Here is a 24,920-nt window from a genome sequence, read left to right on the forward strand (position 1 = left end):
TAATATACTCAGCAGTGCTTTATAGAACGCCAGTATACACTGAATAACACTGGCCAGATTATCATCAAGGGGAACGCGATAATGCCATTTTGGGGCAAATTACTGGGACTGGTTTTTGGGTTTATGTTCTTAAAGATTCCCGGCGCGATATTGGGCGTAATTGTCGGCCATCTGTTTGACCGTGCTTACAGCCAGGACTTTAACAAAATGGGTGGATTTGGCCGTTTTTTTACCGACCAGTCTGGCATCAAGCAACAGGCTATTTTCTTTCATAGTCTGTTTGCTGCGCTTGGGCATCTGGCCAAATCAGATGGCCAGGTTACACCGCGCGAAATCCAGGTAGCCACCACCTTAATGGATGAGATGCAACTACAGGACGACGCCCGCCGTGAAGCACAAGAAGCGTTTCGCGAAGGTAAAGCCGCTGATTACCCTATCGTTGATACACTGACCAGCCTTTATGAGAACTGTCACGGACGGCGGGATATTTTGCAGGTGTTCCTGGAAATTCTGATTCAGGCGGCGTTTGCTGATGGCAATGTTTCTAAAGCCGAGTACAAAGTGCTGGAAAAGGTGGCACGGGCGCTTAGTTTTAAACGGCAGGATTTGGATTACCTGTTAGCCGCGTATGATGCTGAATTGCGTTTTCGCCAGCGCGGTGGACAGAGCCGTACCGCCAACGAAGGGTATACCCAGACTCAGTCTTTGGAAGATGCTTACAAAATTATCGGGGTAAGTGAGCAGGATGACGAAAAAACCATAAAACGGGCGTATCGTAAGCGTATGTCAGAGCATCATCCGGACAAACTGGCGTCAAAAGGGTTACCCAAACAGGCATTAGAAATGGCTAAAAATAAAACCCAGGATATTCAAGCAGCTTATGAGCTGATAAAAGAGCGTCGGGGTTTCTGATTGTCAGCTAATCATGTGGTCAGTGAACAAAGCGCGCGGCATATTAACCGCTTTATTGACATGTTGTGGCTGGAAAAAGGCCTGAGCGAGCATACTCAGCAAAGCTATCGTACCGATTTGACCAAGCTGGCATTATTTTGTACCAGCGTAGGGCAGGATGACATCGGCCAGCTGACCACAGAAATCATTCAGGATTATCTGTGGCAGCGCCATGACGCGGGGTTATCCGCGCGCAGTACGCAGCGCGCCATGAGTGCCATGCGCTCGTTTTACCAGTTTATGATTGTTAGCCAGTTACGTACCGACAACCCGGTGTCGGCCCTAAGCAATCCCAAAATTCAGCAACGTCTGCCGGCCTCGCTCAGCGAGCAGCAGGTGGATGACTTGCTTCAGGCCCCGGATACTGAAGATCCTATAGAATGTCGCGATCGCTGTATGCTGGAAGTGTTGTACGCCACGGGGCTGCGGGTCAGCGAGTTGGTAGGGTTACGGCTTGACCAGGTCGATGTGCAGCAGGGCGTGGTCAGAGTGACCGGCAAGGGTGAAAAAGAGCGGTTAGTGCCTTTAGGCGAAGACGCGATTGACTGGATTGCCACTTATTTGCGCCAGGCCCGGCCCCAGTTGCTAAAAGCGCCTAGCGACGTACTCTTTTTAAGCCTTCGGTCGCAACAAATGACCCGCCAGACATTTTGGCACCGGATTAAGGAATATGCGATTCGGGCCGGGATAACCCAGCCTTTATCACCGCATACGTTACGGCATGCTTTTGCTACGCATCTGCTTAACCACGGCGCAGACTTGCGGGTGGTACAAATGTTGTTGGGCCACAGCGATCTGTCAACCACACAAATTTATACTCATGTGGCAACTGAGCGGTTGCAGAATTTAATTGCTAATCATCACCCCAGAGGGTGATTGAACGCGTGTTCACTTTTCAGCAACAGAGTCTGTGGTAGTATCAATTTAATGAAAGATGTTGGTAGCAGGCCCGGTCTGCACAAGTATTGCCACAATTTAAGGAGTAAGTGTGTTTCAACGTATAATAAAGATGGCTTCGGTTGCTACATTACTAATTACAAGTTTGTTGAGCCAGGCTCAAACCCTGGAAAACACCAAGGCGGTTGAGCAAAAGCTGGAAAACCAGCTGGGACTGAAGGTACGGGCTATCAGCGAGGCTCAAATACCGGGATTGCTACAGGTTACCTCTGATAAAGGCTTGTTTTATATCTCAGATGATGGCCGCTATTTTATGCAGGCGCGAATTTTCGATATGGACAATGATATGGCCAATGTGACAGAAAATGCGCTGGCGGAGATGCGCCTTGATGGTGTGAAAAAGTTCAGTGACTCGGCTATTCAGTTTAATGCCAAAGATGAGAAACATGTTATTACCGTGTTTACCGATATCACTTGTGGCTATTGCCGTAAAATGCACAAAGAAATTGAACAGTTAAATGCGTTGGGTATTTCTGTGCATTACCTGGCATTTCCACGTTCCGGGTTAGCCACGCCGGTCTATGACGACATGGTCTCGGTATGGTGTGCCAAAGATCCTAAACAGGCCTTAACCGCCGCCAAGCAGGATAAAAAAGTTGCGCAAGCCAGTTGTGATAACAACATTGCTGAGCAATTTGAATTTGGTCAGTCGATAGGGGTGAATGGTACGCCCAACATTATTTTAGAAGACGGCACATTAATTCCAGGTTATCAGCCCGCCGGGGTGCTCGCCCAGGCACTCGACAATGCCGGTTAACTAACCATAATGTAGCCTGACGTTCCGATCAGGCTACATATCATTCGGTATAAGCGTTATCATAGAACCTGGTTTAACCGTCAATGCTAAGGTGATATCGCCCTATGGGACTGCCAATCGTCCGGCGCACAATCAGCGCTGCGCCTCTATGTAATACTCTTCACCCTGTGCTGGACCGGGTTTACCGCGGCCGCGCTATTACCAGCCTTGAAGAATTGGAAACCACAGCTCAAGGCTTACACCATTACCAGCAACTGACCGGTATTGAACAAGCGGCTCAGCTAATGTGCGAGGCTATCGAAAAGCAACAAAAGGTAGTCATTGTTGGCGACTTTGATGCCGACGGGGCCACCAGTACCGCAATTTGTATGTTAGCGCTACGCCAGATGGGCTTACAAGAGATCTCTTATCTGGTCCCCAACCGGTTTGATTTTGGCTATGGTCTCAGTGAACAAATTGTAGATATTGCCTGTGATGAAGGGGCGCAGGTTATTGTAACGGTAGACAACGGCATTGCTTGTCTGCCCGGTGTGGCGCGTGCTAAAGCCCGTGGTGCCACCGTAATTGTTACCGATCATCACTTACCTGGCGCACAGCTACCAAATGCTGATGCGATAGTAAATCCTAACCAACCTGGCTGTGAATTTTTATCAAAACATCTTGCAGGGGTAGGCGTGGCATTTTACCTGATGCTGGCTATAAGAGCCCGGTTACAGGCTAAAAACTGGTTTGATACGGTTGAACGACGCGCCCCCAACCTGGCTGATTTGCTCGATATTGTTGCCGTGGGCACGGTAGCGGATGTCGTCGTACTGGATAAAAATAACCGTATTTTAGTGCATCAGGGTTTGCAGCGTATCCGGGCCGGGAAATGTCGTCCCGGTATTAAAGCGCTGTTTGAAGTGGCAGGTAAAGAGTTAGCCCATATCACCGCCACTGATTTGGGCTTCGTAGCTGGCCCCAGGTTAAATGCGGCAGGCCGGTTGGACGACATGGCACTGGGTATAGAATGTTTGTTGTGTGAAGACCCAATGCAGGCACGCTTCATGGCCAGCGAGCTGGACCAGCTAAACCAGCAGCGTAAGTCTATTGAAAGTGAAATGAAGCAAGAAGCCGAACAGGCTATTGCTGCAATCACCCTTGAACAAGCCAGTATGCCGCCAGCCCTGGTGCTTTATAATAAAGACTTTCACCAAGGGGTCATTGGCATTGTGGCAGGCCGGATGAAAGAAAAATACAAACGGCCGGCTATTGCTTTTGCTCATCAGGACGAACACGTCATCAAAGGCTCTGCCCGTTCCGTGCCAGGGGTACACATTCGCGATGTACTGGAAGAAATTAATGCCCAGCAGCCGGGGCTTATTCCTAAGTTTGGCGGCCATGCTATGGCTGCCGGGTTATCCTTGCCGGTGACTGCCCTAGAAACCTTTGAGGCACTTTTTTATCAGGTTGTCAGCCGCCATTTAGCGACCGCCGGGGTTCAGGACACCATCATGACCGATGGCGAACTAAGCGATGATGAAGTTACGCTCCCGCTGGCCCGTTTACTGCGCCAGGCGGTACCGTTTGGACAGGGATTTGAAGCTCCTTTATTTGATGGGGTTTTTGAGGTGGTGCACCAGCGGTTGTTGAAAGGTCAACATCTGAAACTGGCGCTGCGGGTAAACGGCGGGCAGGAAGTCGATGCTATTGCCTTCAACGTTGATACAAACGTATGGCCAGATGAATCGATAACGCGCGTAGAGCTGGCTTACCAGTTGGATGTAAATGTATTTAGAGGGCGTGAAACCGTGCAATTACTGATACAGGAGCTTGCCCCACATGGACACTGATCCGAAAAAACTTACCGGTCGTCATCGTAAATTAAACCACTTTGAATGCGGGAAAGTGGTGTCGCATGTGCAGCGTGATGATGGTGACTGGATTCGCCATACCCTCATGTTACAAGGCTATGACGTGCCCTTTGTCTATCGTCGCAAGCAGCGCTATCAATCCCTTAAAGGGGCCAGTGTGAACCTGACCTACTACGCGCATAGTGAAGAAATTGCCGGGGTGAGCTTTGAACAGATGAAAGTGGTGCGGATTAAACGCGCTTAAGCCGATAACGCGGGTATGTCAGAGCAGGTAGAACAATGAAAGCCAATTGGTTACAAGCCTTTGTGTTACACCGCAGGGCGTATCGTGAAACCAGCTACCTGGTTGACTTTTTTACCCTGGAAGCCGGTGTAGTGAGGGCGGTAGCCAAAGGCGTCAAAAACAGTAAAGGCGACCGAAAGAGTCTGCTGCAACCGTTTGGCCCTGTCTCGGTAGTACTTTCTGGTAAGTCTGAATTGAAAAATCTGGCGCAAATAGAAAGTGCTGGGCGGTCGGTATTATTACAGGGTAAAGCACTGTTCTGCGCAATGTATGTCAATGAACTGGTAAGCCGCGTTATGCCCGCTGGCTTAGCCAGTGAAAGTTTATTCAGCTATTACCAGCAAACTTTAGAGGCGCTGGTGAGCACCGCAACCCCGGATGTACCGCTGCGCGAGTTTGAGTTTGCGCTGCTTGATGAAATGGGCCAGCTACCCGACTGGTTTAGCGATGCCACTACCGGAGCTGCTATTGAGCCGGAGCAATGGTATAAATTTGCCCAGGAATTAGGCATTGTGTTGGCTCGCCAGCCAGGCGAAAAGCATAGCTTTCCTGGCCATGCGGTACTGGCCATGGCCCAGGGGGAATGGAGTAATGCTGCGCGCCAGGCGGGCAAACTGATTTCGCGGCAGGCTCTGCTGCCGCTGCTGGGTGGTAAACCGCTTAAAAGCCGTGAATTATTTCGCTAAAATCTGCTACCCGGTTAGATTTTTGGTACACTGAAAAGCAGTCTTTTCAATAACCCAAAGTGACCATGAACGAGATTTTTCTAGGCGTTAATATTGACCACATCGCTACTTTGCGTAATGCACGTGGCACGTCTTATCCTGATCCGGTTCACGCCGCCGATATTGCCGAGCGTGCCGGTGCCGATGGTATCACCGTACATTTGCGAGAAGATCGGCGGCATATCAAAGATCGTGATGTGCATCTTCTTGCGCAAACCATAAATACCCGACTAAACCTGGAAATGGCCGTCACCGACGAAATGCTTGCCATTGCTGAGCAGGTCAAACCAACTTTCTGTTGTTTGGTACCCGAAAAGCGCCAAGAGCTAACTACCGAAGGTGGCCTAGATGTAGCGGGTAATTTGCCTCAGATTAAAGCCGCATGCGGGCAGTTAGCTGAGGCGGGTATTCTGGTTTCTTTGTTTATTGATGCCGACAAAAATCAAATTGATGCTGCGTTTCAGTGCCAAGCCCCATTCATTGAAATTCATACCGGACAATACGCAGATGCGGTCAGCGAAGCGCAGGCGATGGCAGAACTGGCCCGTTTAAAAGACGGTATAGCCTATGCTCACCAAGCCGGAATAAAGGTGAATGCCGGACATGGTTTGCACTATCATAATGTTAAGCCAGTGGCGGCTATCGGCGAAATAATTGAGCTGAACATTGGCCATGCCATTATTGCCCGGGCAGCATTTGATGGCTTGCATACGGCCGTGGCTGATATGCGCAAATTAATGCAGGAAGCACGTTTAAGCAGCCTGATAGAACGTTAACGATGGCCATTATTGGAATGGGCACAGACATCGTAGAGATAGCCCGGATTGCTGCGCAGCTTGAGCGTAGTGGCAAATTAGCGCAGCGTATCTTAACCCGTGAAGAGTTAGCCTTTTATAACGTGCATAAAGAGCCTGCGCGATATCTGGCAAAACGGTTTGCAGCTAAGGAGGCGGCGGTCAAGGCCCTGGGTACGGGTATTGGTAACGGAGTGGGCTGGCAGCACATCCAAGTGCTGAACCATCCTGGCGGCGCGCCTTATTTAATCTTTAGCGATGGCTTTGCCAGCCAGTGTACGGCGCGTGGCATTATACATAGCCATGTTTCGATTTCTGACGAGCAGCACTACGCGGTGGCCACAGTCATCCTGGAAAACTAACAACTTGCGAATATAACTATGGTCAGTTTCTACAAGCCGGCGAGAAAAACCGCCGCCGCGTCTACCAAAGCCATTACACCGGTTACAGTGGATGCCTTAGATATGAACGGGGTGGGGGTATGCCGTGGGCATAAGCCGATATTGTTTGTTGAAGGGGCGTTACCCGGCGAACAAGTAAAGGCAAAGATAACCTCTAGCCAAAAGCAAATGGCCCGCGCGTCGGTCAAGCAAGTGACGCAGGGAAGTCCCTACCGTCGCCAACCTTTTTGTCCGGTCTATCAGCAGTGTGGTGGATGTCAGTTACAGCATGCAGACCCAGACTATGCCTTGCAGGAACGCCAGCAAGCCATGGCCGACTACTGGCGACACCAGCTTAAGTTAACCGATTTACCGTGGCAGCCACCTTTGACTGGCCCGCGGCCCGCCTATCGGCGTAAAGCCCGGCTGGCGATTGACGGGCGCCAACCCGGCCAAGTGCGTCTGGGATACCGGCAACAAGGTAGTAAAAATATTGTGGACATCCCCCAGTGTCCGGTATTAGTCAGCGAATTACAGCAGCTTATTAAACCGCTAAAAACGTTGCTTAACGCGTTTGCCAATAGCCGGCATCTTGGTCACTTGCATCTTTTAGCCGGCGATAACGTAGTTGAGGTAAGTATTAATACCAGCCGGGATCTCAGCGATGCCATGTTAAACGCCTGGCAAGATTTTGGTGTTGAACATGGGTGTAATGTGGTGCTTGAAGATAGCCACGGCCAACAGCGCTTATTGCACCACCATGCAACGCTACGCTGCTATACTGAAGATGATTTATACTTAACCCCGGCACCGCAAGATTTTGTGCAGGTTAATCGTCAGGTTAACCAGGCGATGATAGCTCAGGCAATGCACTGGCTGGATCCGCAACCCCACGATGTGATAGCCGACTGGTTTGCCGGCCTGGGAAATTTCAGTTTGTCACTGGCTCGTCGTTGCGCGCAGGTGCAAGCCGTGGAGGGGGTGGCCGCTATGGTGCATAAAGGGCAGGCGAATGCACAGGAACAGGGCATCGCGTCTATAGACTGGTGTCAACTGGATTTAAATGATGCTGCTGCAGTGCAGGGTGCACTGGCAGTTAATTTTGACAAAATGGTTTTGGATCCCTCCCGCGAGGGCGCTTCAACAGTATGTCAGGCCCTTGCGGGCGCGCCGGTTGAGCAGGTTTTGTATGTTTCTTGCAATCCGAGCAGTTTTACCCGCGATGCCGGCTATTTGTTGGAGGCCGGGTATACCGTCGAAAAAATAGGATTGATAGAAATGTTCCCCTACACCCGACATCTGGAAGTCATGGCGTTATTCACGTTCCAGGCACGACCCACCAAAAAAGCGAGTTGATGTTTTATGGTATCAACACGAAAAGTACATGAACCCGACCGGCCGCCCTTTGAAAAATGGCTCGATAGCCTGTCGCTAAGCAATAGCACCAAACAAAAGTTGCGGGATATTTCGCACCAACCTGAACGGTTGCTGGTGGGCCAGGAAATGGTCGAGATTTTACATCAGCTGAATATGGATGATGTTACCCTGCAAGCGGCGCTGGTTTATCCCTATTGCGAACAGCACAAACTTACCGAAACGGATATGCAAAGTGAGTTCGGCGAGGAAATCGCCCAGCTCATTATTGGCGTTCGCCGGATGGATGCGATCAAAGCCTTACACGCCCGGCGCTCTGGAAGTCAGCAAGCCAGTGATGAACAGCACATAGATAACATCAGACGGATGCTGTTGGCGATGGTGGAAGATGTGCGCGCGGTGGTCATTAAGATGGCCGAGCGGATATGCGCCCTGCAGCAAGTCAAAAAAGCCGATGAAGAAACCCGGGTAATGGTGGCCCGGGAATGCGCCAGTATTTACGCCCCTCTGGCTAACCGCTTAGGCATAGGCCAGCTTAAATGGGAGCTGGAAGATTTAGCCTTTCGTTATTTACATCCGCTTACCTACAAGCAAATTGCTCAGCAACTGGATGGCAAACGTAAAGAGCGTGCCCGCTATATTCAGGATGTAGTCGACCATTTGCAATCTTTGGTAGATAACGAACAAATTAAGGCTGAAGTGCACGGCCGCCCTAAGCATATTTACAGCATCTGGAAAAAGATGCAGAAAAAGCGCCTGACGTTCGAGCAGCTGTTCGATATCCGGGCGGTGCGTATTATCGCTGAACGGCTGCAGGACTGTTACGCAGCTTTGGGGGCTGTGCATGCCAGTTACCGCCATTTACCCAAAGAGTTTGATGATTACATCGCTACTCCCAAAGCAAATGGCTACCAGTCTATTCATACCGTGATAGAGGGGCCTGAAGGCAAGCCGGTCGAAATTCAGATACGTACTCACAAAATGCATCAGGACGCTGAGCTTGGTGTGGCCGCGCACTGGAAATATAAAGAAGGTTCAGCCGGTAAAACCTCAGGCTACGATGAGCGTATCAACTGGCTACGCCGCATCTTGCAATGGCAGGAAGAAGTAGCTGAGTCGGGCGATTTGGTTGAAGAATTACGTAGTCAGGTATTTGATGACAGGGTGTATGTTTTTACGCCTAAAGGAGATGTCATTGATTTGCCGCAAGGTTCTACCCCGTTAGATTTTGCTTATTATGTACATAGCAATGTGGGCCACCGCTGTATTGGTGCCAAAGTAAACGGCCGCATCGTGCCATTTACCTACCAGTTGCATAGTGGCGATCAGGTCGAGATTCATACAGGTAAAGCGTTGAACCCAAGCCGCGACTGGATGCACCCAGGGCTGGGTTATGTGCACTCCTCGCGAGCCCGTGCCACGATCCATTCATTTTTTAAAAAGCAGGACAAAGAAAAAAACCAGCAAGCTGGCAAGGAGTTACTGGAGCGCGAGTTACATCGGGCTCATATAGCGGTTAAAGAAGCGGTTAATGCCTGTGCCAAGTTCAATGTACAGCATCTGGAAGACTTGCATGCGGCGATTGGTGCCGGTGATTTGCGCGTAATGTCAGTGGTTCATTATCTGCAGCATCTCTATGACCCGGTAGAACCGGAGCCGGAAATCAGCCCGAAAGTTAAAACCCGTAAAACTGCCGGCGCCACGGGCAAGAACGACACGGTGGTGGTAGAGGGCGTGGGCCACTTAATGAGCCAGCTAGCTAACTGCTGTAAACCGGTACCCGGTGAGCCCATTATGGGATATATCACCCAGGGCCGGGGGGTGAGTGTGCATAAGGCCAGTTGTGAGCAGTTGCAACATTTAAGCGAAGCGCATCCAGAGCGTTTGATAGATGTTAATTGGTCATCATCTTTAAATGTTGGGTTTGAAACCAGTATCGATGTGTTTTGTACTGATCGAGATGGCCTGATACGTGACATTACCACCGTGTTGGCCAACGACAAAGTCGCCTTGCTGGGGGTAAACAGTTTAAGCGACAAGCCCCGGCAAACTGCGCTTATTAGTATTTCAGTGGAGGTACCTGATTTGCATACCCTAACCAAAGTGATAGACCGCTTAGCCCAATTAAAAGGAGTGGTAGATGTCAAACGTAAGGCCAACTGAAATGGATAATCTGGCGCGCTTGTTAGCAATTATGGAACAATTACGCGATCCGGTTAGCGGATGTCCGTGGGACCAGCAACAAACGATGCAATCACTAACCCGCTATACGCTGGAAGAAGCCTACGAAGTCGTCGATGCTATTGAGCATAGTACGCCGCAAGACATTCGCGACGAATTAGGAGACTTGCTATTTCAGGTCGTATTTTATGCTCAACTGGGTAAAGAGCAGGGCGAGTTTGATTTCAATGACATTGCCGGCGCCATCAGTGACAAAATGGTACGTCGCCACCCCCACGTATTTGGCGATAATAATGTGTCCGCCGAGCAGGTTGAACAACAGTGGGAAGCCATCAAAGCTGCTGAAAAACAGGCGAAAGGGCAAGCAGCGGGCATATTGGATGATGTGCCGGTGGGAATGCCAGCGCTGATGTATGCGCAGAAGCTGCAAAAGCGTTGTGCCAGAGTGGGGTTTGATTGGGATAGCCCGCAACCGGTATTGGCCAAAGTGAAAGAAGAAGTTGAAGAAGTCGCTCAAGAGCTCAATGCTGCCACCGTAGATGCACAAAAAGTGGAAGAAGAAATTGGCGATGCATTGTTTGCTATGGTTAACCTGGCCCGCCACTGCAACGTGGATGCCGATACCGCGTTAAGAAAAGCCAGTCACAAATTTGCCCGGCGTTTTAATCAGGTTGAATCGCTTGCCCAGGCAAATCAGCAATCATTAGCAGCGATGTCATTGCCCGAACTGGAAGCTCTGTGGCAGGAAGTTAAAGCCCAGCGTGCTGCTGCAAGCGCCTGAATTCATCTAAAGACTGTTGTGGCGTGGCTTCCCAGTTGGGATATTTAAGCGAATAGCTAAGTACATTATTGTGCAGGCGATGAATTACTCTGGGACTGTCATCCAGAAGTTTCAACGCTTTACGGTGTTCGCTGTTTTGTCTGAACAGCTCAGAAAGTTTGCCATTTTCTAACAGTCTTACCATGCCTTCTTCCAACCGTTTTTGTAGTTCCGGACGAGCGGGCGACACAAAGAAGAACTCATAGCTGGGGTAAACCAGCATGTGGTTTTGTTCAATCACCAGATGGGGGTTTTTATGGTATTCCATGTCTCGGTGTACTTCGACAATATTGCGGGGAAAATAATCCACCATGCCGCGCTCCAGGCTTTTGTACATGGTGGTGTACCAATTAGTCCATCCTGAGCCCGCTACCTTAAATTGGTTATCTTTTAAAATGGCGAAATCCGGCCAGTCTTCGCCCTGTACAGAAACCAGGTTACGAATATGCGCCAGGCTTTGTGTAGGCTGAAAAAATGGCTGCATGTTTTTATGTATAACAAATACCCGGTAGCCTCCGAATCCCTGTAGCAAAGGAAACCGTACAGGCAAAAGTCGCTGCTCAAGAGCATCGCTAGTCACACTCCACATGACATCTCCCTGACCTTTAAGCAGCGTGACCACTTGCCTGCTTTGGGTCATCGGCAGCACGTGTCGGCGCACCTGCATTTCCCCATGGGTATCCTGCGTTTCGGCGATAGCCGCCCGCAATACGGCAATGTGGTATTTACCATACTCAGACCCGGCGAAGGAGGTCGTATAGGTTAACGTCTCGCTGTAGAGTGGGGCCGATAGCAACATCAGCACGCCGATAATAAATGTTCGGTTCATGTGCACATAAGTGATCATTCTTCTTATCAACTTATAAAGTTAGACTAATGTATAAACTTTGCCAGTTTTTTGTACAGTACAATTCCTTTGAATTTTCTTGACTTCAGGGGTTCGCTTTTTGTTCAAAACCTGTATAATTCGCGCCCTGCCCAGTTACACCCACCTTTGGGAAGGTGGAAGAATCAATAGACTCGAAGGGGTCAATAGATTGGTTTTACAGGTGATTTCATATTAAGAAATCAGTAACGACGATTTTTTTTCGGGTGAATTTAAATGAAAACTTTTGTTGCTAAGCCAGAAACGGTACAACGTGACTGGTACGTGGTTGACGCCACAGACAAAACATTAGGCCGCTTGGCTTCTGAAATTGCGCGCCGTCTGCGCGGTAAGCATAAGCCAGAGTACACGCCACACGTAGACACTGGCGATTACATCATCGTAATCAATGCTGAAAAAATTACTGTAACCGGTAATAAAGCACTGGGTAAGATGTATTACTCGCACACTGGATATCCTGGTGGTCTGAAAGAGACAAACTTTGAAAAACTGATTGCTCACAAGCCAGAAATGGTACTTGAGAAAGCAGTTAAAGGAATGCTGCCAAAAGGTCCTCTGGGCCGTGCAATGTTCCGTAAAATGAAAGTTTACGCTGGTGGCGAACACGCTCACGCAGCACAGCAACCACAAGTTTTGGACATCTAAGGAGCAACTGACATGGCAGATACTCAATACTACGGCACTGGCCGCCGCAAAAGTTCTACTGCTCGTGTGTTCCTGCGTCCAGGTACAGGTAACATCACAGTAAACAAACGTGCTCTTGACGAGTACTTTGGTCGTGAAACCGAGTGCATGGTGGTTCGTCAACCACTAGAACTTGTAGAACTAACTGAAAAGTTTGACGTTTACATCACTGTTGCAGGTGGTGGTTCAAACGGTCAAGCAGGTGCAATTCGTCAAGGTCTGACTCGTGCTCTTATGGAGTATGACGAGACCCTGCGCCCATCTCTGCGTAAAGCAGGCTTCGTTACTCGTGATGACCGTCGCGTTGAACGTAAGAAAGTGGGTCTGCACAAAGCGCGTAAGCGTCCACAATTCTCAAAGCGTTAATTTTTACGCTTTATGCAAAAACCCGGCGTATGCCGGGTTTTTTTATGCCTGCCATATTGTTGTGTCTACGGCACACCCAACAACCTTACATTAAGTCTGCGCAAAATCCCTTCGCCTATTTGCATTACGCTTTTTATGGCCTATCTTTTTAAAAAGAATTCAGCTATTTAGCGGCCGGTTAAGTATGATGGTTGCCTGCGCGTAAATATGCTGTGGCTGTTTGCATATCCTATTTAGCCGGCCAGGGGTAATACCTTGCAACAATGGCGACGCTGACCGGTACATATACGGTGGGAGAGAAAACCTGCCAATGCGGGTACGTATATTGAGCCGATAGGAAACCAGCAATGTTTTGTTCGCACTAGCTTCATCGGATAGGGGGGCGGCCTATTACATAAACGCGCTGCACCGGACCGGATATGGCAATTCCCGGGCGGTGGTTATTCGTCAGGAATAACCGCTCACGGCGGTCGCTGTGACATAGTGCTGTGACATAGTACTGTGACATAGTACTGTGACCTTGTATGGCGGTGACGGCTGGAGTAAAAATGGACTTGCAGGTGCCGAGCGGTCTGGCGCCACGATACCCATGCGATAGGCGTATGAATAAAGCTTCATGCAAATTTGTACATTAGACATACTAAAACCTTGTAAAGAGAAAGGCTTTTCCCGTATGATTTTGTATGAAAAATAACATATTATAAAAATAATTATACAAGCCGCTAACGTACAGGTGAACGTTGACGGCTGGCTGGCATAGCGAATTAATCCGGGGCCTTCTGAATTAACTTGCTATGCAGCATCCAACCTGGAGAAATGTGGATGAGCGATGTATCTGTAGATGCAAATACCTCTGCACCTGGCCCCAAAGGGCCACAAAACAACACGAGGCGCCGCTTTTTGACGGTAGCGACCTCTGTAGTTGGTGGTGTAGGGATTGCTGGTGCCGCGGTACCATTTATCGCGTCATGGAACCCGAGCGCGAAAGCGAAAGCGGCTGGGGCTGATGTCGAGGTAGATATTAGCGCCATAGAGCCTGGGCAGCTGATACGGGTTATGTGGCGCAGTAAACCAGTGTGGATAGTCAGACGAACGCCGCAAATACTTGAGTCGCTCAGCCAGCACGAAGATAAGTTGAAAGATCCAGGCTCTGAAGCCCAGCAACAGCCAGGGTTTGCGCAAAACCAGTACCGTTCTTTAAAAGAGGAATATCTGATTCTGGTCGGTATTTGTACCCATTTGGGGTGTTCCCCACAGTACCTCAAAGGCGGCGCGTTTGAAGAGGTAGTGCAAGGCGTACCCGATGGTTTCTTTTGCCCGTGCCATGGCTCGAAATTCGATATGGCAGGCAGAGTATTTCAAAGTGTTCCTGCCCCTTTGAACCTGGTCGTTCCCCCTTATCAGTTTGTTGATGATGTTACTGTAATCATCGGCTCTGAAGCGCAGGAGGCATGATGAACGCATTTTTATCATGGATTGAAGCCCGTATCCCCATGATGCGGGTAGCGAATATGCACGCTATTCAGTATCCAGCACCCCGCAATATGAACTTCTGGTATGTGTTTGGGTTCTTGGCCACCATAGTGTTAGTTAATCAGATAATCACCGGTATCTGGCTAACGATGAACTTTGTTCCTACCTCAGAAGGTGCGTTTGCTTCTGTTGAATACATCATGCGTGAAATCGATTTTGGCTGGATTATTCGTTACATGCACAGTACGGGCGCGTCGGCGTTTTTTATTGTGGTGTATATGCATATGTTCCGCGGCATGATTTACGGCTCTTACCAAAAGCCCCGAGAGTTGTTGTGGGTGTTCGGTATGTTTATCTATTTAGCCCTTATGGCTGAAGCATTTATGGGCTATGTGCTGCCTTGGGGGCAAATGAGTTATTGGGGCGCCCAGGTAATTGTGTCGTTATTCAGCGCCATCCCCGTGATTGGCCCTGATTTGGTCATCTGGATTCAAGGTGATTACGTTATCTCCGGCGCCACGCTCAATCGGTTCTTTGCTTTACACGTTATCGCCCTACCGCTGGTGATTGTGATACTGGTATTTCTACATATTATCGCTTTACACGAAGTTGGCTCTAATAATCCAGACGGCGTGGCTATCAAACATCAAAAAGGCAGTTTGCCAGAGAGTGAAAAAACACCCTATAAAATCCACGAATATTACACCGATAAATACGATATTGCCGATGATGTAGTGCCGTTTTTCCCGCATATCGTGCTAAAAGATCTAGTGGCGTTCTGTGTTTTCTTATTCGCTTTTTGCTACATCTTGTTTTTTGCGCCTGAAATGGGTGGGAAATTTTTGGAGCATCCAAATTTTGAAATCGCTAACCAGTTAAAAACACCAGAGCATATTTTTCCGGTGTGGTACTTCACCCCGTTCTACGCAATTTTGAAAGCGGTACCCGACAAACTATTTGGTGTGTTGGCTATGTTTGGCGCAATTGCCGCACTGTTTGCTATGCCGTGGATAGATCGCGGTACCGTGAAATCGTGGCGTTACCGCTGCGGGTTGCACAAAGTGAATTTGCTGTTGTTTGCTGTGGTATTTATCTTTTTAGGTTATTTAGGCGGTACCCCTCAAGAAGCCTGGAAAATCATTGCCTCGCAGGTGTGTACCGTGTTGTATTTTGGCTTTTTCGCCGCACTGTTTTTATACAGCAGAAACGAAAATACCAAACCTGTACCTGAGAGGATCCCACGATGAGAGCATTGGTATTATTACTTAGCCTGTGGATGCCCGCTATTGCGACTGCTGCTTCAGGCAGTTTTACCCTGGACCACGCTCCAATAGACTTAACCGATAAAGCCTCATTGCAACGGGGTGCTCAAGTGTTCATGAATTACTGCTCAGGGTGCCACTCGATGCAGTACCAGCGCTATAGCCGGACATTTGAAGATTTAGGCATACCTGAAGAGCTCGGTAGCGAAAACCTGCAGTTTAACGGCGATAAGCCTACCGATTATATGAAACGAGCAATGCCGGAGACCAGTGCAGCGACCTGGTTTGGCGCCGCCCCGCCGGACTTAACCCTGGTTGCCCGGGTACGTGGAGCAGACTGGCTGTATACTTATTTACGGACGTTTTATGTGGATGAAAGCCGACCATTCGGGGTTAATAATAAAGTGTTTCCTGATGTGGGTATGCCACACGCCTTACAACCTTTGCAAGGTACGCCGCGAGAAAGCTATGAAGAAGTTATGGTTGATGGCGAAACCGTGAAGCGGTATGTCGGTATTCAGTCAGATGGCGATGGGGCACTGTCACCTGACGAATATGATCAGGCGGTTGCTGACCTGGTGAATTTCTTGGAATATACTGGCGAGCCTTTCCGTCTTGAGTCGGAAAAAATAGGAAAGTGGGTGCTAGTTTTTATTATTGTACTGTTTGTTTTTGTATTTTTGCTGAAAAAAGATTACTGGCGAGAAGTACACTAATAGCATCAGTTTCATGTATAATACATCCAGGGGGCCCTTGCCCCCTTTTTTAGCTTGTACGGCACTGCTAATATAGAGCAGTGTGAGTGTCTCTCGACGGAGGAAAATTAATGGCCGTAGCCGCGAATAAACGCTCTATCATGACGTTGTTCTCAGATAGTATTGATATTTACAGTCACCAGGTACGCATTGTTCTGGCCGAAAAAGGTGTCGGTGTAGAAATCAGTTATACAGATCCCAGCAACCTGCCGGAGGATCTTATAGATCTGAACCCATACGGTACGGTTCCCACTTTGGTAGACCGCGAGCTGGTCCTGTACAAGTCGCATATCATCATGGAATACCTTGATGAGCGCTTTCCACATCCACCATTAATGCCGGTTTACCCTGTTTCACGTGGTCAAAGCCGACTAATGATGCACCGGATTGAAAGCGACTGGTATTCACTTGCAGCGCGAATTTTCCGTGGTGAAGGTGATGTAGAAGTGGCCCGTAATGAATTGCGTGAAGCATTGTTATCGCTGGCACCGGTATTCTCTGAAATGCCTTATTTCATGAGTGAAGAGTTCAGCTTGGTTGATTGTTACCTGGCACCATTATTGTGGCGTCTGCCTGCGTTAGGTATTGAACTTAACGGCGCAGGTGCAAAAGATATTAATGCTTACATGAGCCGGATTTTCTCGCGTGGGTCTTTCAAAGCGTCACTGACTGATCAGGAACGCGAAATTCATAATCCGTTATGAGTAATATGACCCCCAATCAACCCTATTTGCTAAGAGCGTTTTTTGACTGGATTGTCGATAATCAAATGACGCCCTATATTGTGGTTGATGCAACAAACGAATTAGCTGAAGTACCGCAGGAGTTTGTGAAAGAAGGGCAGATAGTATTGAATGTCTCTCCTTCTGCCTGTGTCAACTTTGCCCTGGATTTAGAGTTTTTATCTTTCCAGGCACGGTTCGGTGGGCAGCCAAGAAATATCAGTATGCCCTGTCAGGCTGTAATGGCAATCTACGCCCGTGAAAATGGTGCAGGTACTGTCTTTGCAGTTGAAGAAGAACTGACATCCCCAGAGTTGGAGCAGGAGGTTGATGAAGCATCATCAATCCCTACCAGGCCAAGTTCAGACACCAGCGAGGCTGATTCTGATAATGCCCCGGTGCCCCCTAAAAAGGGCAAACCCACGTTAAAAATTATAAAATAAAAAATCCGGCCCAGGCCGGATTTTTTGTGTCTGTTATCGCCTTGCTAAAAAAGCGGTAAAACATTATCAGACTGCGATAATTCTCAGAGCAATCTGCCATCTATGTCGTTCAAGTTTTAGGAAGTGTTCAACGGTTGAATACCATTCATGAACAGACTGAGAATGTAGCATGAGCAAAACAAACCCGTATCAGGCCGCCTATTAGACTGGCACTGCCGCCGCTGGTTCTGCACGCTGGTTCTGCACTATCGAATGCATTGGCGCCGCGCCGTGGTGTGGCCCCGCCACAATTGCTCACCAGTCTGCTACCCCCCGACTGTGGCCCCTGCAGCTGAACCAAGAATGTCTATCAAAACCACCTCCGCAGTATCCCCTTTACGCCATTGATTATTGCCACGCGCCCTACTGAGCGCGCTATTTTGTCACCGATAAAGCCGCTATTAGCGAGCTTCAGGCCATGGCGCAGGGTGGTGATCTCACTGGGCCGGAAATGCTGGCGCAAAGCCTGTCTGTAGAGGCTGTCAGTAATCATGCAGCGAGGATATGAGTGACTTCGGCGGCGGTGAGTACTACCTTACAAACTGCCACCACTTATAGCCGGTTAAGTGTTGTGGCAATGACGCTGCCTACCAATGATGGTTTTGTAGTGCTTAATAACAGAGTTATACCAACCCAGGCAGGCCAGTATATGGTGTACCTTAACGCCTATACTGTGGACACCGAGGCTAATGGTGATATACGCGGGCGCCGTGGTTGCTGGCGAAGCTGGTATGCCGTTTTCCCGTCTTTAGAAGGCAGCGCTGGGGTGATGAGTTAGTCGCACAGGTGTAACAAACACGCTGACCTGGTGGGCGGCAATAGTGATATCAACAATACAGCACAGCGCTGGCTTAAACCGCTGGCAAGCATAACTATTATTGTTCCCTATGGTTTATATCCACGGCGCTAACTGCCACGTAGCGCACATTATGGACGCGCTTTGCCGCGCATCTATTCGGGTATTTTCTGGTAATCTGCTGCAAAGAGCAGGACGGGGCGATGATAACGCCGGACATGAACATACGCTGGTCTCTCATATCAATCGCCTGCGCGTAAAACTAAAGGGAGCGCGCCAGCCAACCAGATAATAAAGGCTATGCAGGCGCAGGATAGTGTTTTGCCCCCACGGGCGCCAACCACGACGCTGGCTTTTTCATTCTTTATTAAGCGGGCCTCTTGCGCGGCCCGGGAATAGGACTAAACCAGAAACAGCGTTGCAGTACCCAGAAAGGCGAATATCCCTACCACGTCTGTAATGGTAGTTAGAATAACGCTCCCAGCCAGCGCAGGGTCAATTTTAAACTTCTTCATGACAATGGGTAAGGTCGCGCCAGCCAACGCTGCTGCTACCATGTTGATCATCATAGCAAAGGCTATAATTGCGCCTAGCGTGGCATTTTGTTTCCACAGTCCTATTACGGTGGCGATAAGAATGGCCCAGATCATTCCGTTCAAGAAGCCGATAGACAGTTCTTTACTAATTAACCAGCGTGAACTGCTTGGATTAACATGGCCCAGTGCCATCCCCCGGATTACCAACGTCAACGTCTGATTCCCGGCTACCCCGCCCATGCTGGGTACAATGGTATTGAGGATGGCCAGTACAGCCAGTTCACTTAGTGTTGCCTCGAATAAGTCACTGACCATGGCCGCCAGCAGGGCGGTAACCAGGTTAACGCCAAGCCAGACAGACCGTCTTTGCGTACTTTGCCAGACGGGAGCAAAGGTATCTTCTTCGTCATCTAAACCCGCCATACTCATCATGGAGTGTTCAGCATCTTCCCGAATAATATCCACCACATCATCAATGGTGATACGGCCAACCAACCGGTATTTGTCATCTACCACGGGGGCGGATAGCCAGTTGTATCGTTCAAACAGGCTAGCGACTTCATCATCTGGCATGTTGACCGGAATGGCTTCAGCTTCTTCATCCATGACCTCAACAACTTTATCTTCCGGGTCAGCGGTAAGTAAGCGTGCGACCGGAACCGACCCCACCAGATTATCGGTGCGATTGACTACGTAGAATGTGTCGGTATTTTCCGGTAAATCGCCTTTCAGGCGAATATAACGCAACACCACATCTACGGTAACATCCGGGCGCAAAGTGATGGTGTCGGTGTTCATTATGAAACCGGCGGTTTCCTCGCCGTAAGACAGCGCTTGCTCAGCGCGGACTCTGTCCTGGGCGTCCATTGACTGTAAGATACCCTGCAGTACTTCATCCGGCAGGCTGCTCAGGGTTTCTGCCAGGTCGTCGGTGTCCATTTCCTCCAAGGCATCTACCACATTGTGCGGCATCATTTTTGTAATAATGCCGTTACGCACGTCTTCTGACAGTTCCTCTAGCACATCCCCGTGAAAGTCGCCGTCAATTAATTCCCATAGTTCATCTCGGGTTTTTGTCGGGCTTGATTCCAGAATAAGCGCTACATCAGAGGGGGGTAACTCCAGCAACATCTTACGCACCGACACAAAGCGCCCGTCGGCCAGCGCGGCGTTCATCGTGCGTAATTGACTTTGTGCAAATTTAGATTCGAGCGCTTCTGCCACAGGTGGACCTTCAAAAATGTGAGGTTGTCAGGACGTATCTCAATAGAGTAGATATACAGGGTAACTCAGCAACTAATTACTGTCATTCATAAGCTGCGGTATTAGCGGGGGTTTTGCCCCTTTCCAGGTTCGGTATTTTACCGCTTTATTGATGTCCCAGATACCCATGGATAGGGGGAACGCGCGTAAATTGTGAGACAGCCCAGGCCCAAGCTGTCACGGCCGGCGAGCGGGGGCTGATAGCCTTGGCAGGCTGGTTGCGGCGCACTGGCTGCTTTTTAGTGGCATTGTGAGCGTGTTTAAGGGTTGTTTCACAGCGCTATCCGGCCTCGCACAGAGTGATTCCCCGGCACATAGTAGCCTCAGCATAGAAGCCCCAGCGTAGTCGCAGGGTATAATTCAATGGCACGAGGCGCCCTATACCAAGCGCGCGGAGGATTACTCCGCTTCGTTGAATTTACCCATAATTAGCGCTTCAATAGCTTCCATGGCGGCCTGCGCGTCGGGGCCATCACTTATTACGCATACCTGCTCGCCCTGGTGACTTTCCAACATCATTAGCCCAAGTACACTATCCGCCTGGGCTTTTTTATCTGCTTTAACCAAGGTTATTTGTGCATCAAACTGGTTGGCCAGCTGAACCAGTTGAGTCGCCGCGCGGGCATGTAAGCCCAGCTTATTTACAATTGTCAGTTGCTTTTCAATTTTCATTATTTATTAAGTTCCCGATGGCGAATCTGTACATCTGGGTGAACATCGGTGAAGGTTTTGGCCAGCGTTTCAGCCACAAATACAGAGCGATGCTGGCCCCCAGTACACCCAATTGCGACGGTCACGTAACTGCGATTATTGCGTTCCAAATGAGGTAACCAGGTGGTAATCAGGTTTTGAATCTGCCAAATAAATTTCGTCACAATAGGCTGTGAACCTAAAAATACTTCTACCGGGCCGTCCAGCCCGGTTAAATGCTTTAAATCGGGTTCCCAGTGTGGATTAGGCAAGAACCGCGAATCAAACACATAATCTGCATCTTTAGGTATGCCATGTTTAAAACCGAAGGACTCAAATACTAAAACCAGCCGAGAACTCTTTTTACCCAAAATACGCTCACGGATAAGTTCGGCTAACTGGTGAATAGAAAGGGAGTCAGTGTCGATGTATAAATCGGCGCGCTCGGCAATCGGCGCTAACAGTTCGCGTTCGGTATGTATAGCCTCAGCCAGTGACTTATTCAGCCGGGCCAAAGGGTGTAAACGCCGGGTTTCGCTGAATCGCTTTACCAGAATATCGTCACTGGCATCGATATATACAATGGTCATGGCCCATGATTCGGGCAAATAATCGAGAATCTCCCCTAATTCCGTGGGGTCTTTAGGCAGGTTACGTACATCGATACTAACGGCTACCTGGTCGTACTCTTGCGACACGGAGTGGGTAAGGGCAGGGAGTAAGTTGACCGGGATATTATCTACACAATAATATCCCAGGTCTTCCAAGGCTCGTAGCGCAACTGATTTACCCGAGCCGGACCGGCCACTTATAATAATGAGCTTCAAAGCGCTGCTTCCTTATACCTACACAGGGGCTCTGTGTAGGTGGCAATTATGATTGTAGTGCTGCAATAATATCATCCCCGGTTTGTGCTCGGCGAATGGCTTTCAGGGTATCTTTGTCACTTAACTTACCGGCCACCATCGCCAGTGTTTGAAGATGACCTTCGGTTTGCTCTTCAGGCACTAACAGGGTAAAGAAAATATCCACAGGCTTGCGATCAATTGCATCAAAATCGATAGCCGGATCACTGGTCACCACGATGGCAATTACGCGGTCCAGCCCGGGCAAACGCCCATGGGGCAACGCAATACCATTACCAATTCCAGTACTGCCCATACGTTCTCTAGCCATCAGCGCATTCAATACTGTCGTCTCTTCCACTTCCGGGTTATTTTGGGCGGCGATATTACTGATGATCTCGAGAATTCGCTTTTTACTATTGCACTGAACCGCACATTTAGTGCGGTCCAGGCTTACAATGGCTTGTATATCCATATTAACTGACTAATGCTTTTTCAGCTTTTCCTTGTGCTTGATAACTTGCCTGTCCAGTTTATCTACCATGCTATCAATGGCCGCATACATATCAGTATTCTCTGCCGAAGCAAAAACCTCCGCCCCACTAAGGTGAACCGTAGCTTCAGCTTTCTGTGCCAGTTTCTCGACATTTAAAATGACATGAACATTAGAAATATGGTCAAAATGACGCTCTAATTTGCTGAATTTTGTATCGACATAAGTACGCAAAGAGTCAGTGATCTCAATATGATGACCAGTAAGATTGATTTGCATAGTTCGTCTTCCTTATTGTGAGCAAGCCCTACTAAATCAGGCTTTTGCGTTGGTTCGACGGTGGGATCGATAACGATTCCCGATATTTTGCTATTGTTCGCCGGGCAACTTTTATACCTTGCTCGGCCAACAACTGAGCAATTTTGCTATCGCTAAGTGGTTTGCTAGGTTTCTCGGCAGCCACCAGCTTCTTAATTAGTGCACGTATGGCGGTAGAGGAGCACTCACCACCAGATTCTGTCGCCACGTGGCTTGAAAAGAAATATTTCAATTCAAAAATACCGCGCGGTGTATGCATATATTTCTGGGTAGTTACCCGGGAAATTGTCGACTCATGCATATCTACCATTTCTGCGACATCGTTTAAAACCATTGGTTTCATCATTTCCGGGCCATGTTCAAAAAAGCCCATTTGTTGCTGCACTATGCAGTTGGCTACCTTAAGCAGCGTATCATTTCGTGACTCAAGGCTTTTAATAAACCATTTTGCTTCTTGCATGTGCGAGCGAATAAATTGTGAGTCGCTACTGTTTCTGGCGCGGCGGCTCATCGCAGCATATTGCTGGTTTACGCTAAGCTTTGGCAAACTGTCAGGGTTGAGCTCAACTGCCCATCGTCCATTGCGCTTAGTAACTGATACGTCCGGAATCACGTATTCGGGTTCTTTTGTAATTAATGCACTACCTGGACGAGGGTTTAGCGTCTGCAACAACCGCATTGCTTCACGCAGTTCATCTTCTTTCAGCTTCGTTTTGCGCATTAAGGTACGATAATCTTTGCTGCCCAATAAGTCTGAATAATCCTGTAACAGCATTTTGGCTTCTTCCAGCCAAGGCGTGTCGATAGCGAACTGGCGTAGCTGAACCAGCAAACACTCTTGCGGGCTGCGCGATCCCGAACCAAGTGGGTCGAATAATTGAATACGTTTCAACACACATTCAACTTCATCTTCTTCGATAACTTCTTCGGCGTCTTCGCTATTCACACTTTGCAGAATATCTTCTACCGATACGGTTAAATAGCCTGACTCGTCGATCGAGTCAATAATCGCCATCGCGATGGCGCGGTCGGTATCCGAAAAGTGCGTTAAACGCATTTGCCAGAGCAGATGGTCCTGAATATTCTCGGTGGTTTCGCCCTGAAAAATTTGATCTTCGTCACTGCCCGGGCCGGGGGCAGGGGCTGAGGACGCTGAATAATACTCATCCCAGGTACTGTCGATAGGCAACTCGTCGGGTAAATCATTTTTCTCCATCGCTTCGCCCGAGTCCATGTTGTCGCTGGTGCTGGCAGTGGCTTCTACATTGTCGTTGTCATTATCGATATTATTTTTTTCGGTAATATCGTTATCACTGCTTTCATCTACCTCTAACAAGGGGTTTGAATCCAGGGCTTCCTGAATTTCCTGCTGAAGATCAAGAGTCGACAGCTGCAATAGCTTAATAGCCTGCTGCAACTGCGGGGTCATGGTTAACTGTTGACTAAATTTTAGTTGTAAAGATGGTTTCATCTACGTCTTATTTTAAACTCGGGTACGCGTGTACTTAAGCGGTGAACCACAGGTATGACAATGTCACTCATACCTTACTATAGCTTGAATTGCTCACCTAGGTATACATCACGTACTTTCTGGTTGCTTAATACTTGCTCCGCACTACCTTGGGCGATGAGCTCTCCGTGACTTACGATGTAGGCTTCTTCACATACATCCAGGGTTTCCCGTACGTTATGGTCTGTAATGAGGATCCCTATGCCTCTGTCGCGCAGATGCTGGATGATTTTCTTTATATCATTTACCGATATTGGGTCAACACCGGCAAATGGCTCATCCAACAAAATAAACTGCGGATTAGCCGCTAATGCCCGGGCAATCTCTACCCGGCGGCGTTCTCCGCCTGACAAACTCATACCGGTACTATTACGTATATGATTGATATTGAATTCATCAAGTAGCGCGTCAGCTTCTTCTTCTCTTTTGGTAGCGGAAAGCCCGCTGCGGGTCTGCAAAATAGCCATGATATTTTCGTGTACTGTTAATTTACGAAATATCGATGCTTCCTGCGGCAGATAGCCGATTCCCTGGCGCGCCCGTTCGTGCATTGGCTGGTGGGTAAGCTCGTTATCATCAATTAAGATTTTACCCTTATCCAGCGCAACTAACCCCACTATCATGTAAAAGGTAGTGGTTTTACCAGCCCCATTGGGCCCTAATAAACCCACAATCTGGCCAGTAGAGACTGACAGGCTGACATCACGTACTACCTGTCTGGACTTATACGATTTCGCAAGATTTGCGGCAGACAATGTTGCCAT

The 24,920-nt window shown here is 48.8% G+C and carries 27 protein-coding genes; 19 read left to right on the plus strand and 8 right to left on the minus strand.

Annotated features, from left to right (window positions below; genetic code table 11):
* Positions 1-81 precede the first annotated feature (81 nt).
* From djlA to mazG, 11 genes are all read left to right on the plus strand, one after another.
* Positions 82-912, plus strand: coding sequence for a co-chaperone DjlA (gene djlA / locus D0Y50_RS03105; RefSeq protein WP_117315454.1), 831 nt, complete (start codon positions 82-84; stop codon positions 910-912).
* Positions 913-972: 60 nt separating this feature from the next.
* Positions 973-1,827, plus strand: coding sequence for a site-specific tyrosine recombinase XerD (gene xerD / locus D0Y50_RS03110; protein WP_117318624.1), 855 nt, complete (start codon positions 973-975; stop codon positions 1,825-1,827).
* Positions 1,828-1,939: 112 nt separating this feature from the next.
* Positions 1,940-2,665, plus strand: coding sequence for a bifunctional protein-disulfide isomerase/oxidoreductase DsbC (gene dsbC, locus D0Y50_RS03115; protein ID WP_108565437.1), 726 nt, complete (start codon positions 1,940-1,942; stop codon positions 2,663-2,665).
* A gap of 104 nt (positions 2,666-2,769) precedes the next feature.
* On the plus strand, positions 2,770-4,497 hold the full coding sequence (recJ, locus tag D0Y50_RS03120; RefSeq protein WP_176582445.1) for a single-stranded-DNA-specific exonuclease RecJ: 1,728 nt from the start codon (positions 2,770-2,772) through the stop codon (positions 4,495-4,497).
* Positions 4,487-4,762 (plus strand): hypothetical protein, encoded by a 276-nt coding sequence (locus D0Y50_RS03125; RefSeq protein WP_108565436.1) that lies wholly within the window; start codon positions 4,487-4,489, stop codon positions 4,760-4,762. The genes recJ and D0Y50_RS03125 overlap by 11 nt, the downstream gene beginning before the upstream one ends.
* A 35-nt stretch (positions 4,763-4,797) precedes the next feature.
* Positions 4,798-5,487 carry a DNA repair protein RecO gene (gene recO, locus D0Y50_RS03130; RefSeq protein ID WP_117315456.1) on the plus strand — a complete coding sequence of 230 codons (690 nt, stop codon included), beginning with the start codon at positions 4,798-4,800 and terminating at the stop codon, positions 5,485-5,487.
* A gap of 65 nt (positions 5,488-5,552) precedes the next feature.
* Positions 5,553-6,302 carry a pyridoxine 5'-phosphate synthase gene (pdxJ, locus tag D0Y50_RS03135; RefSeq protein WP_108565434.1) on the plus strand — a complete coding sequence of 250 codons (750 nt, stop codon included), beginning with the start codon at positions 5,553-5,555 and terminating at the stop codon, positions 6,300-6,302.
* 2 nt (positions 6,303-6,304) lie between these two features.
* Entirely contained in the window at positions 6,305-6,682 is a 378-nt protein-coding gene (gene acpS / locus D0Y50_RS03140) for a holo-ACP synthase (RefSeq protein ID WP_108565433.1), read from the plus strand.
* 18 nt (positions 6,683-6,700) lie between these two features.
* Positions 6,701-8,056, plus strand: coding sequence for a TRAM domain-containing protein (locus tag D0Y50_RS03145; RefSeq protein ID WP_117315458.1), 1,356 nt, complete (start codon positions 6,701-6,703; stop codon positions 8,054-8,056).
* Between the two features lie 6 nt (positions 8,057-8,062).
* Positions 8,063-10,237, plus strand: coding sequence for a GTP diphosphokinase (gene relA / locus D0Y50_RS03150; RefSeq protein WP_108565431.1), 2,175 nt, complete (start codon positions 8,063-8,065; stop codon positions 10,235-10,237).
* Positions 10,215-11,036 (plus strand): nucleoside triphosphate pyrophosphohydrolase, encoded by an 822-nt coding sequence (gene mazG / locus D0Y50_RS03155; protein ID WP_218023557.1) that lies wholly within the window; start codon positions 10,215-10,217, stop codon positions 11,034-11,036. The genes relA and mazG overlap by 23 nt, the downstream gene beginning before the upstream one ends.
* On the opposite strand, the gene D0Y50_RS03160 is transcribed toward mazG, so the two are convergent.
* A complete protein-coding gene (locus D0Y50_RS03160) occupies positions 11,005-11,904 on the minus strand; it encodes a hypothetical protein (RefSeq protein WP_147318221.1) in 900 nt (299 codons plus the stop codon). The genes mazG and D0Y50_RS03160 overlap by 32 nt on opposite strands.
* 273 nt (positions 11,905-12,177) lie before the next feature.
* On the opposite strand from D0Y50_RS03160, the gene rplM reads away from it, so the two are divergent.
* The 8 genes from rplM (at position 12,178) to D0Y50_RS03200 (ending at position 18,483) form a co-directional block, all read left to right on the plus strand.
* Positions 12,178-12,606: a 50S ribosomal protein L13 gene (rplM, locus tag D0Y50_RS03165; protein ID WP_108565428.1), complete on the plus strand. Its 429-nt coding sequence runs from the start codon at positions 12,178-12,180 to the stop codon at positions 12,604-12,606.
* Between the two features lie 12 nt (positions 12,607-12,618).
* Positions 12,619-13,011 (plus strand): 30S ribosomal protein S9, encoded by a 393-nt coding sequence (gene rpsI / locus D0Y50_RS03170; protein ID WP_117315464.1) that lies wholly within the window; start codon positions 12,619-12,621, stop codon positions 13,009-13,011.
* Positions 13,012-13,833: 822 nt separating this feature from the next.
* Positions 13,834-14,466, plus strand: a complete 633-nt coding sequence (gene petA, locus D0Y50_RS03175) for a ubiquinol-cytochrome c reductase iron-sulfur subunit (RefSeq protein ID WP_108565426.1) — start codon at positions 13,834-13,836, stop codon at positions 14,464-14,466.
* Complete coding sequence (locus D0Y50_RS03180; protein WP_108565425.1) at positions 14,466-15,731, plus strand: cytochrome b; 1,266 nt, start codon at positions 14,466-14,468, stop codon at positions 15,729-15,731. Before petA ends, D0Y50_RS03180 begins: the two co-directional genes overlap by 1 nt.
* A complete protein-coding gene (locus D0Y50_RS03185; protein ID WP_117315466.1) occupies positions 15,728-16,462 on the plus strand; it encodes a cytochrome c1 in 735 nt (244 codons plus the stop codon). The genes D0Y50_RS03180 and D0Y50_RS03185 overlap by 4 nt, the downstream gene beginning before the upstream one ends.
* Positions 16,463-16,572: 110 nt before the next feature.
* Positions 16,573-17,205 carry a stringent starvation protein SspA gene (gene sspA / locus D0Y50_RS03190; RefSeq protein ID WP_108565423.1) on the plus strand — a complete coding sequence of 211 codons (633 nt, stop codon included), beginning with the start codon at positions 16,573-16,575 and terminating at the stop codon, positions 17,203-17,205.
* 5 nt (positions 17,206-17,210) lie between these two features.
* Positions 17,211-17,666 (plus strand): ClpXP protease specificity-enhancing factor, encoded by a 456-nt coding sequence (locus D0Y50_RS03195; RefSeq protein WP_108565814.1) that lies wholly within the window; start codon positions 17,211-17,213, stop codon positions 17,664-17,666.
* A gap of 547 nt (positions 17,667-18,213) precedes the next feature.
* Complete coding sequence (locus D0Y50_RS03200) at positions 18,214-18,483, plus strand: spondin domain-containing protein (protein WP_117315468.1); 270 nt, start codon at positions 18,214-18,216, stop codon at positions 18,481-18,483.
* A 419-nt stretch (positions 18,484-18,902) separates the two neighbouring features.
* On the opposite strand, the gene mgtE is transcribed toward D0Y50_RS03200, so the two are convergent.
* From mgtE to lptB, 7 genes are all read right to left on the minus strand, one after another.
* Positions 18,903-20,261 carry a magnesium transporter gene (mgtE, locus tag D0Y50_RS03210; RefSeq protein ID WP_108565420.1) on the minus strand — a complete coding sequence of 453 codons (1,359 nt, stop codon included), beginning with the start codon at positions 20,259-20,261 and terminating at the stop codon, positions 18,903-18,905.
* A gap of 438 nt (positions 20,262-20,699) precedes the next feature.
* Entirely contained in the window at positions 20,700-20,972 is a 273-nt protein-coding gene (locus tag D0Y50_RS03215; RefSeq protein WP_108565419.1) for an HPr family phosphocarrier protein, read from the minus strand.
* On the minus strand, positions 20,972-21,817 hold the full coding sequence (gene rapZ, locus D0Y50_RS03220; protein WP_108565418.1) for an RNase adapter RapZ: 846 nt from the start codon (positions 21,815-21,817) through the stop codon (positions 20,972-20,974). The genes D0Y50_RS03215 and rapZ overlap by 1 nt, the downstream gene beginning before the upstream one ends.
* A 46-nt stretch (positions 21,818-21,863) precedes the next feature.
* A complete protein-coding gene (gene ptsN, locus D0Y50_RS03225) occupies positions 21,864-22,310 on the minus strand; it encodes a PTS IIA-like nitrogen regulatory protein PtsN (protein WP_117315470.1) in 447 nt (148 codons plus the stop codon).
* 9 nt (positions 22,311-22,319) lie between these two features.
* Positions 22,320-22,607, minus strand: a complete 288-nt coding sequence (hpf, locus tag D0Y50_RS03230; RefSeq protein ID WP_108565416.1) for a ribosome hibernation promoting factor — start codon at positions 22,605-22,607, stop codon at positions 22,320-22,322.
* A 31-nt stretch (positions 22,608-22,638) separates the two neighbouring features.
* A complete protein-coding gene (locus tag D0Y50_RS03235; protein WP_108565415.1) occupies positions 22,639-24,117 on the minus strand; it encodes an RNA polymerase factor sigma-54 in 1,479 nt (492 codons plus the stop codon).
* A 77-nt stretch (positions 24,118-24,194) separates the two neighbouring features.
* Entirely contained in the window at positions 24,195-24,920 is a 726-nt protein-coding gene (lptB, locus tag D0Y50_RS03240; RefSeq protein ID WP_108565414.1) for an LPS export ABC transporter ATP-binding protein, read from the minus strand.

It is taken from the genome of Salinimonas sediminis (assembly GCF_003429285.1).
Classification (GTDB): domain Bacteria; phylum Pseudomonadota; class Gammaproteobacteria; order Enterobacterales; family Alteromonadaceae; genus Alteromonas; species Alteromonas indica.

Excerpts from the sequence above, each read along its gene's own strand:
- D0Y50_RS03180 (WP_108565425.1), top strand. The coding sequence starts at position 14,466 with ATGAACGCATTTTTATCATGGATTGAAGCCCGTATCCCCATGATGCGG.
- D0Y50_RS03160 (WP_147318221.1), bottom strand. The coding sequence starts at position 11,904 with ATGAACCGAACATTTATTATCGGCGTGCTGATGTTGCTATCGGCCCCA.
- acpS (WP_108565433.1), top strand. The coding sequence starts at position 6,305 with ATGGCCATTATTGGAATGGGCACAGACATCGTAGAGATAGCCCGGATT.
- pdxJ (WP_108565434.1), top strand. The coding sequence starts at position 5,553 with ATGAACGAGATTTTTCTAGGCGTTAATATTGACCACATCGCTACTTTG.
- D0Y50_RS03195 (WP_108565814.1), top strand. The coding sequence starts at position 17,211 with ATGACCCCCAATCAACCCTATTTGCTAAGAGCGTTTTTTGACTGGATT.
- D0Y50_RS03235 (WP_108565415.1), bottom strand. The coding sequence starts at position 24,117 with ATGAAACCATCTTTACAACTAAAATTTAGTCAACAGTTAACCATGACC.
- hpf (WP_108565416.1), bottom strand. The coding sequence starts at position 22,607 with ATGCAAATCAATCTTACTGGTCATCATATTGAGATCACTGACTCTTTG.
- xerD (WP_117318624.1), top strand. The coding sequence starts at position 973 with ATGTTGTGGCTGGAAAAAGGCCTGAGCGAGCATACTCAGCAAAGCTAT.
- rpsI (WP_117315464.1), top strand. The coding sequence starts at position 12,619 with ATGGCAGATACTCAATACTACGGCACTGGCCGCCGCAAAAGTTCTACT.
- D0Y50_RS03185 (WP_117315466.1), top strand. The coding sequence starts at position 15,728 with ATGAGAGCATTGGTATTATTACTTAGCCTGTGGATGCCCGCTATTGCG.
- ptsN (WP_117315470.1), bottom strand. The coding sequence starts at position 22,310 with ATGGATATACAAGCCATTGTAAGCCTGGACCGCACTAAATGTGCGGTT.
- D0Y50_RS03125 (WP_108565436.1), top strand. The coding sequence starts at position 4,487 with ATGGACACTGATCCGAAAAAACTTACCGGTCGTCATCGTAAATTAAAC.
- sspA (WP_108565423.1), top strand. The coding sequence starts at position 16,573 with ATGGCCGTAGCCGCGAATAAACGCTCTATCATGACGTTGTTCTCAGAT.
- recO (WP_117315456.1), top strand. The coding sequence starts at position 4,798 with ATGAAAGCCAATTGGTTACAAGCCTTTGTGTTACACCGCAGGGCGTAT.
- lptB (WP_108565414.1), bottom strand. The coding sequence starts at position 24,920 with ATGGCAACATTGTCTGCCGCAAATCTTGCGAAATCGTATAAGTCCAGA.
- recJ (WP_176582445.1), top strand. The coding sequence starts at position 2,770 with ATGGGACTGCCAATCGTCCGGCGCACAATCAGCGCTGCGCCTCTATGT.
- rplM (WP_108565428.1), top strand. The coding sequence starts at position 12,178 with ATGAAAACTTTTGTTGCTAAGCCAGAAACGGTACAACGTGACTGGTAC.
- djlA (WP_117315454.1), top strand. The coding sequence starts at position 82 with ATGCCATTTTGGGGCAAATTACTGGGACTGGTTTTTGGGTTTATGTTC.
- relA (WP_108565431.1), top strand. The coding sequence starts at position 8,063 with ATGGTATCAACACGAAAAGTACATGAACCCGACCGGCCGCCCTTTGAA.
- D0Y50_RS03215 (WP_108565419.1), bottom strand. The coding sequence starts at position 20,972 with ATGAAAATTGAAAAGCAACTGACAATTGTAAATAAGCTGGGCTTACAT.
- mazG (WP_218023557.1), top strand. The coding sequence starts at position 10,215 with ATGTCAAACGTAAGGCCAACTGAAATGGATAATCTGGCGCGCTTGTTA.
- D0Y50_RS03145 (WP_117315458.1), top strand. The coding sequence starts at position 6,701 with ATGGTCAGTTTCTACAAGCCGGCGAGAAAAACCGCCGCCGCGTCTACC.
- petA (WP_108565426.1), top strand. The coding sequence starts at position 13,834 with ATGAGCGATGTATCTGTAGATGCAAATACCTCTGCACCTGGCCCCAAA.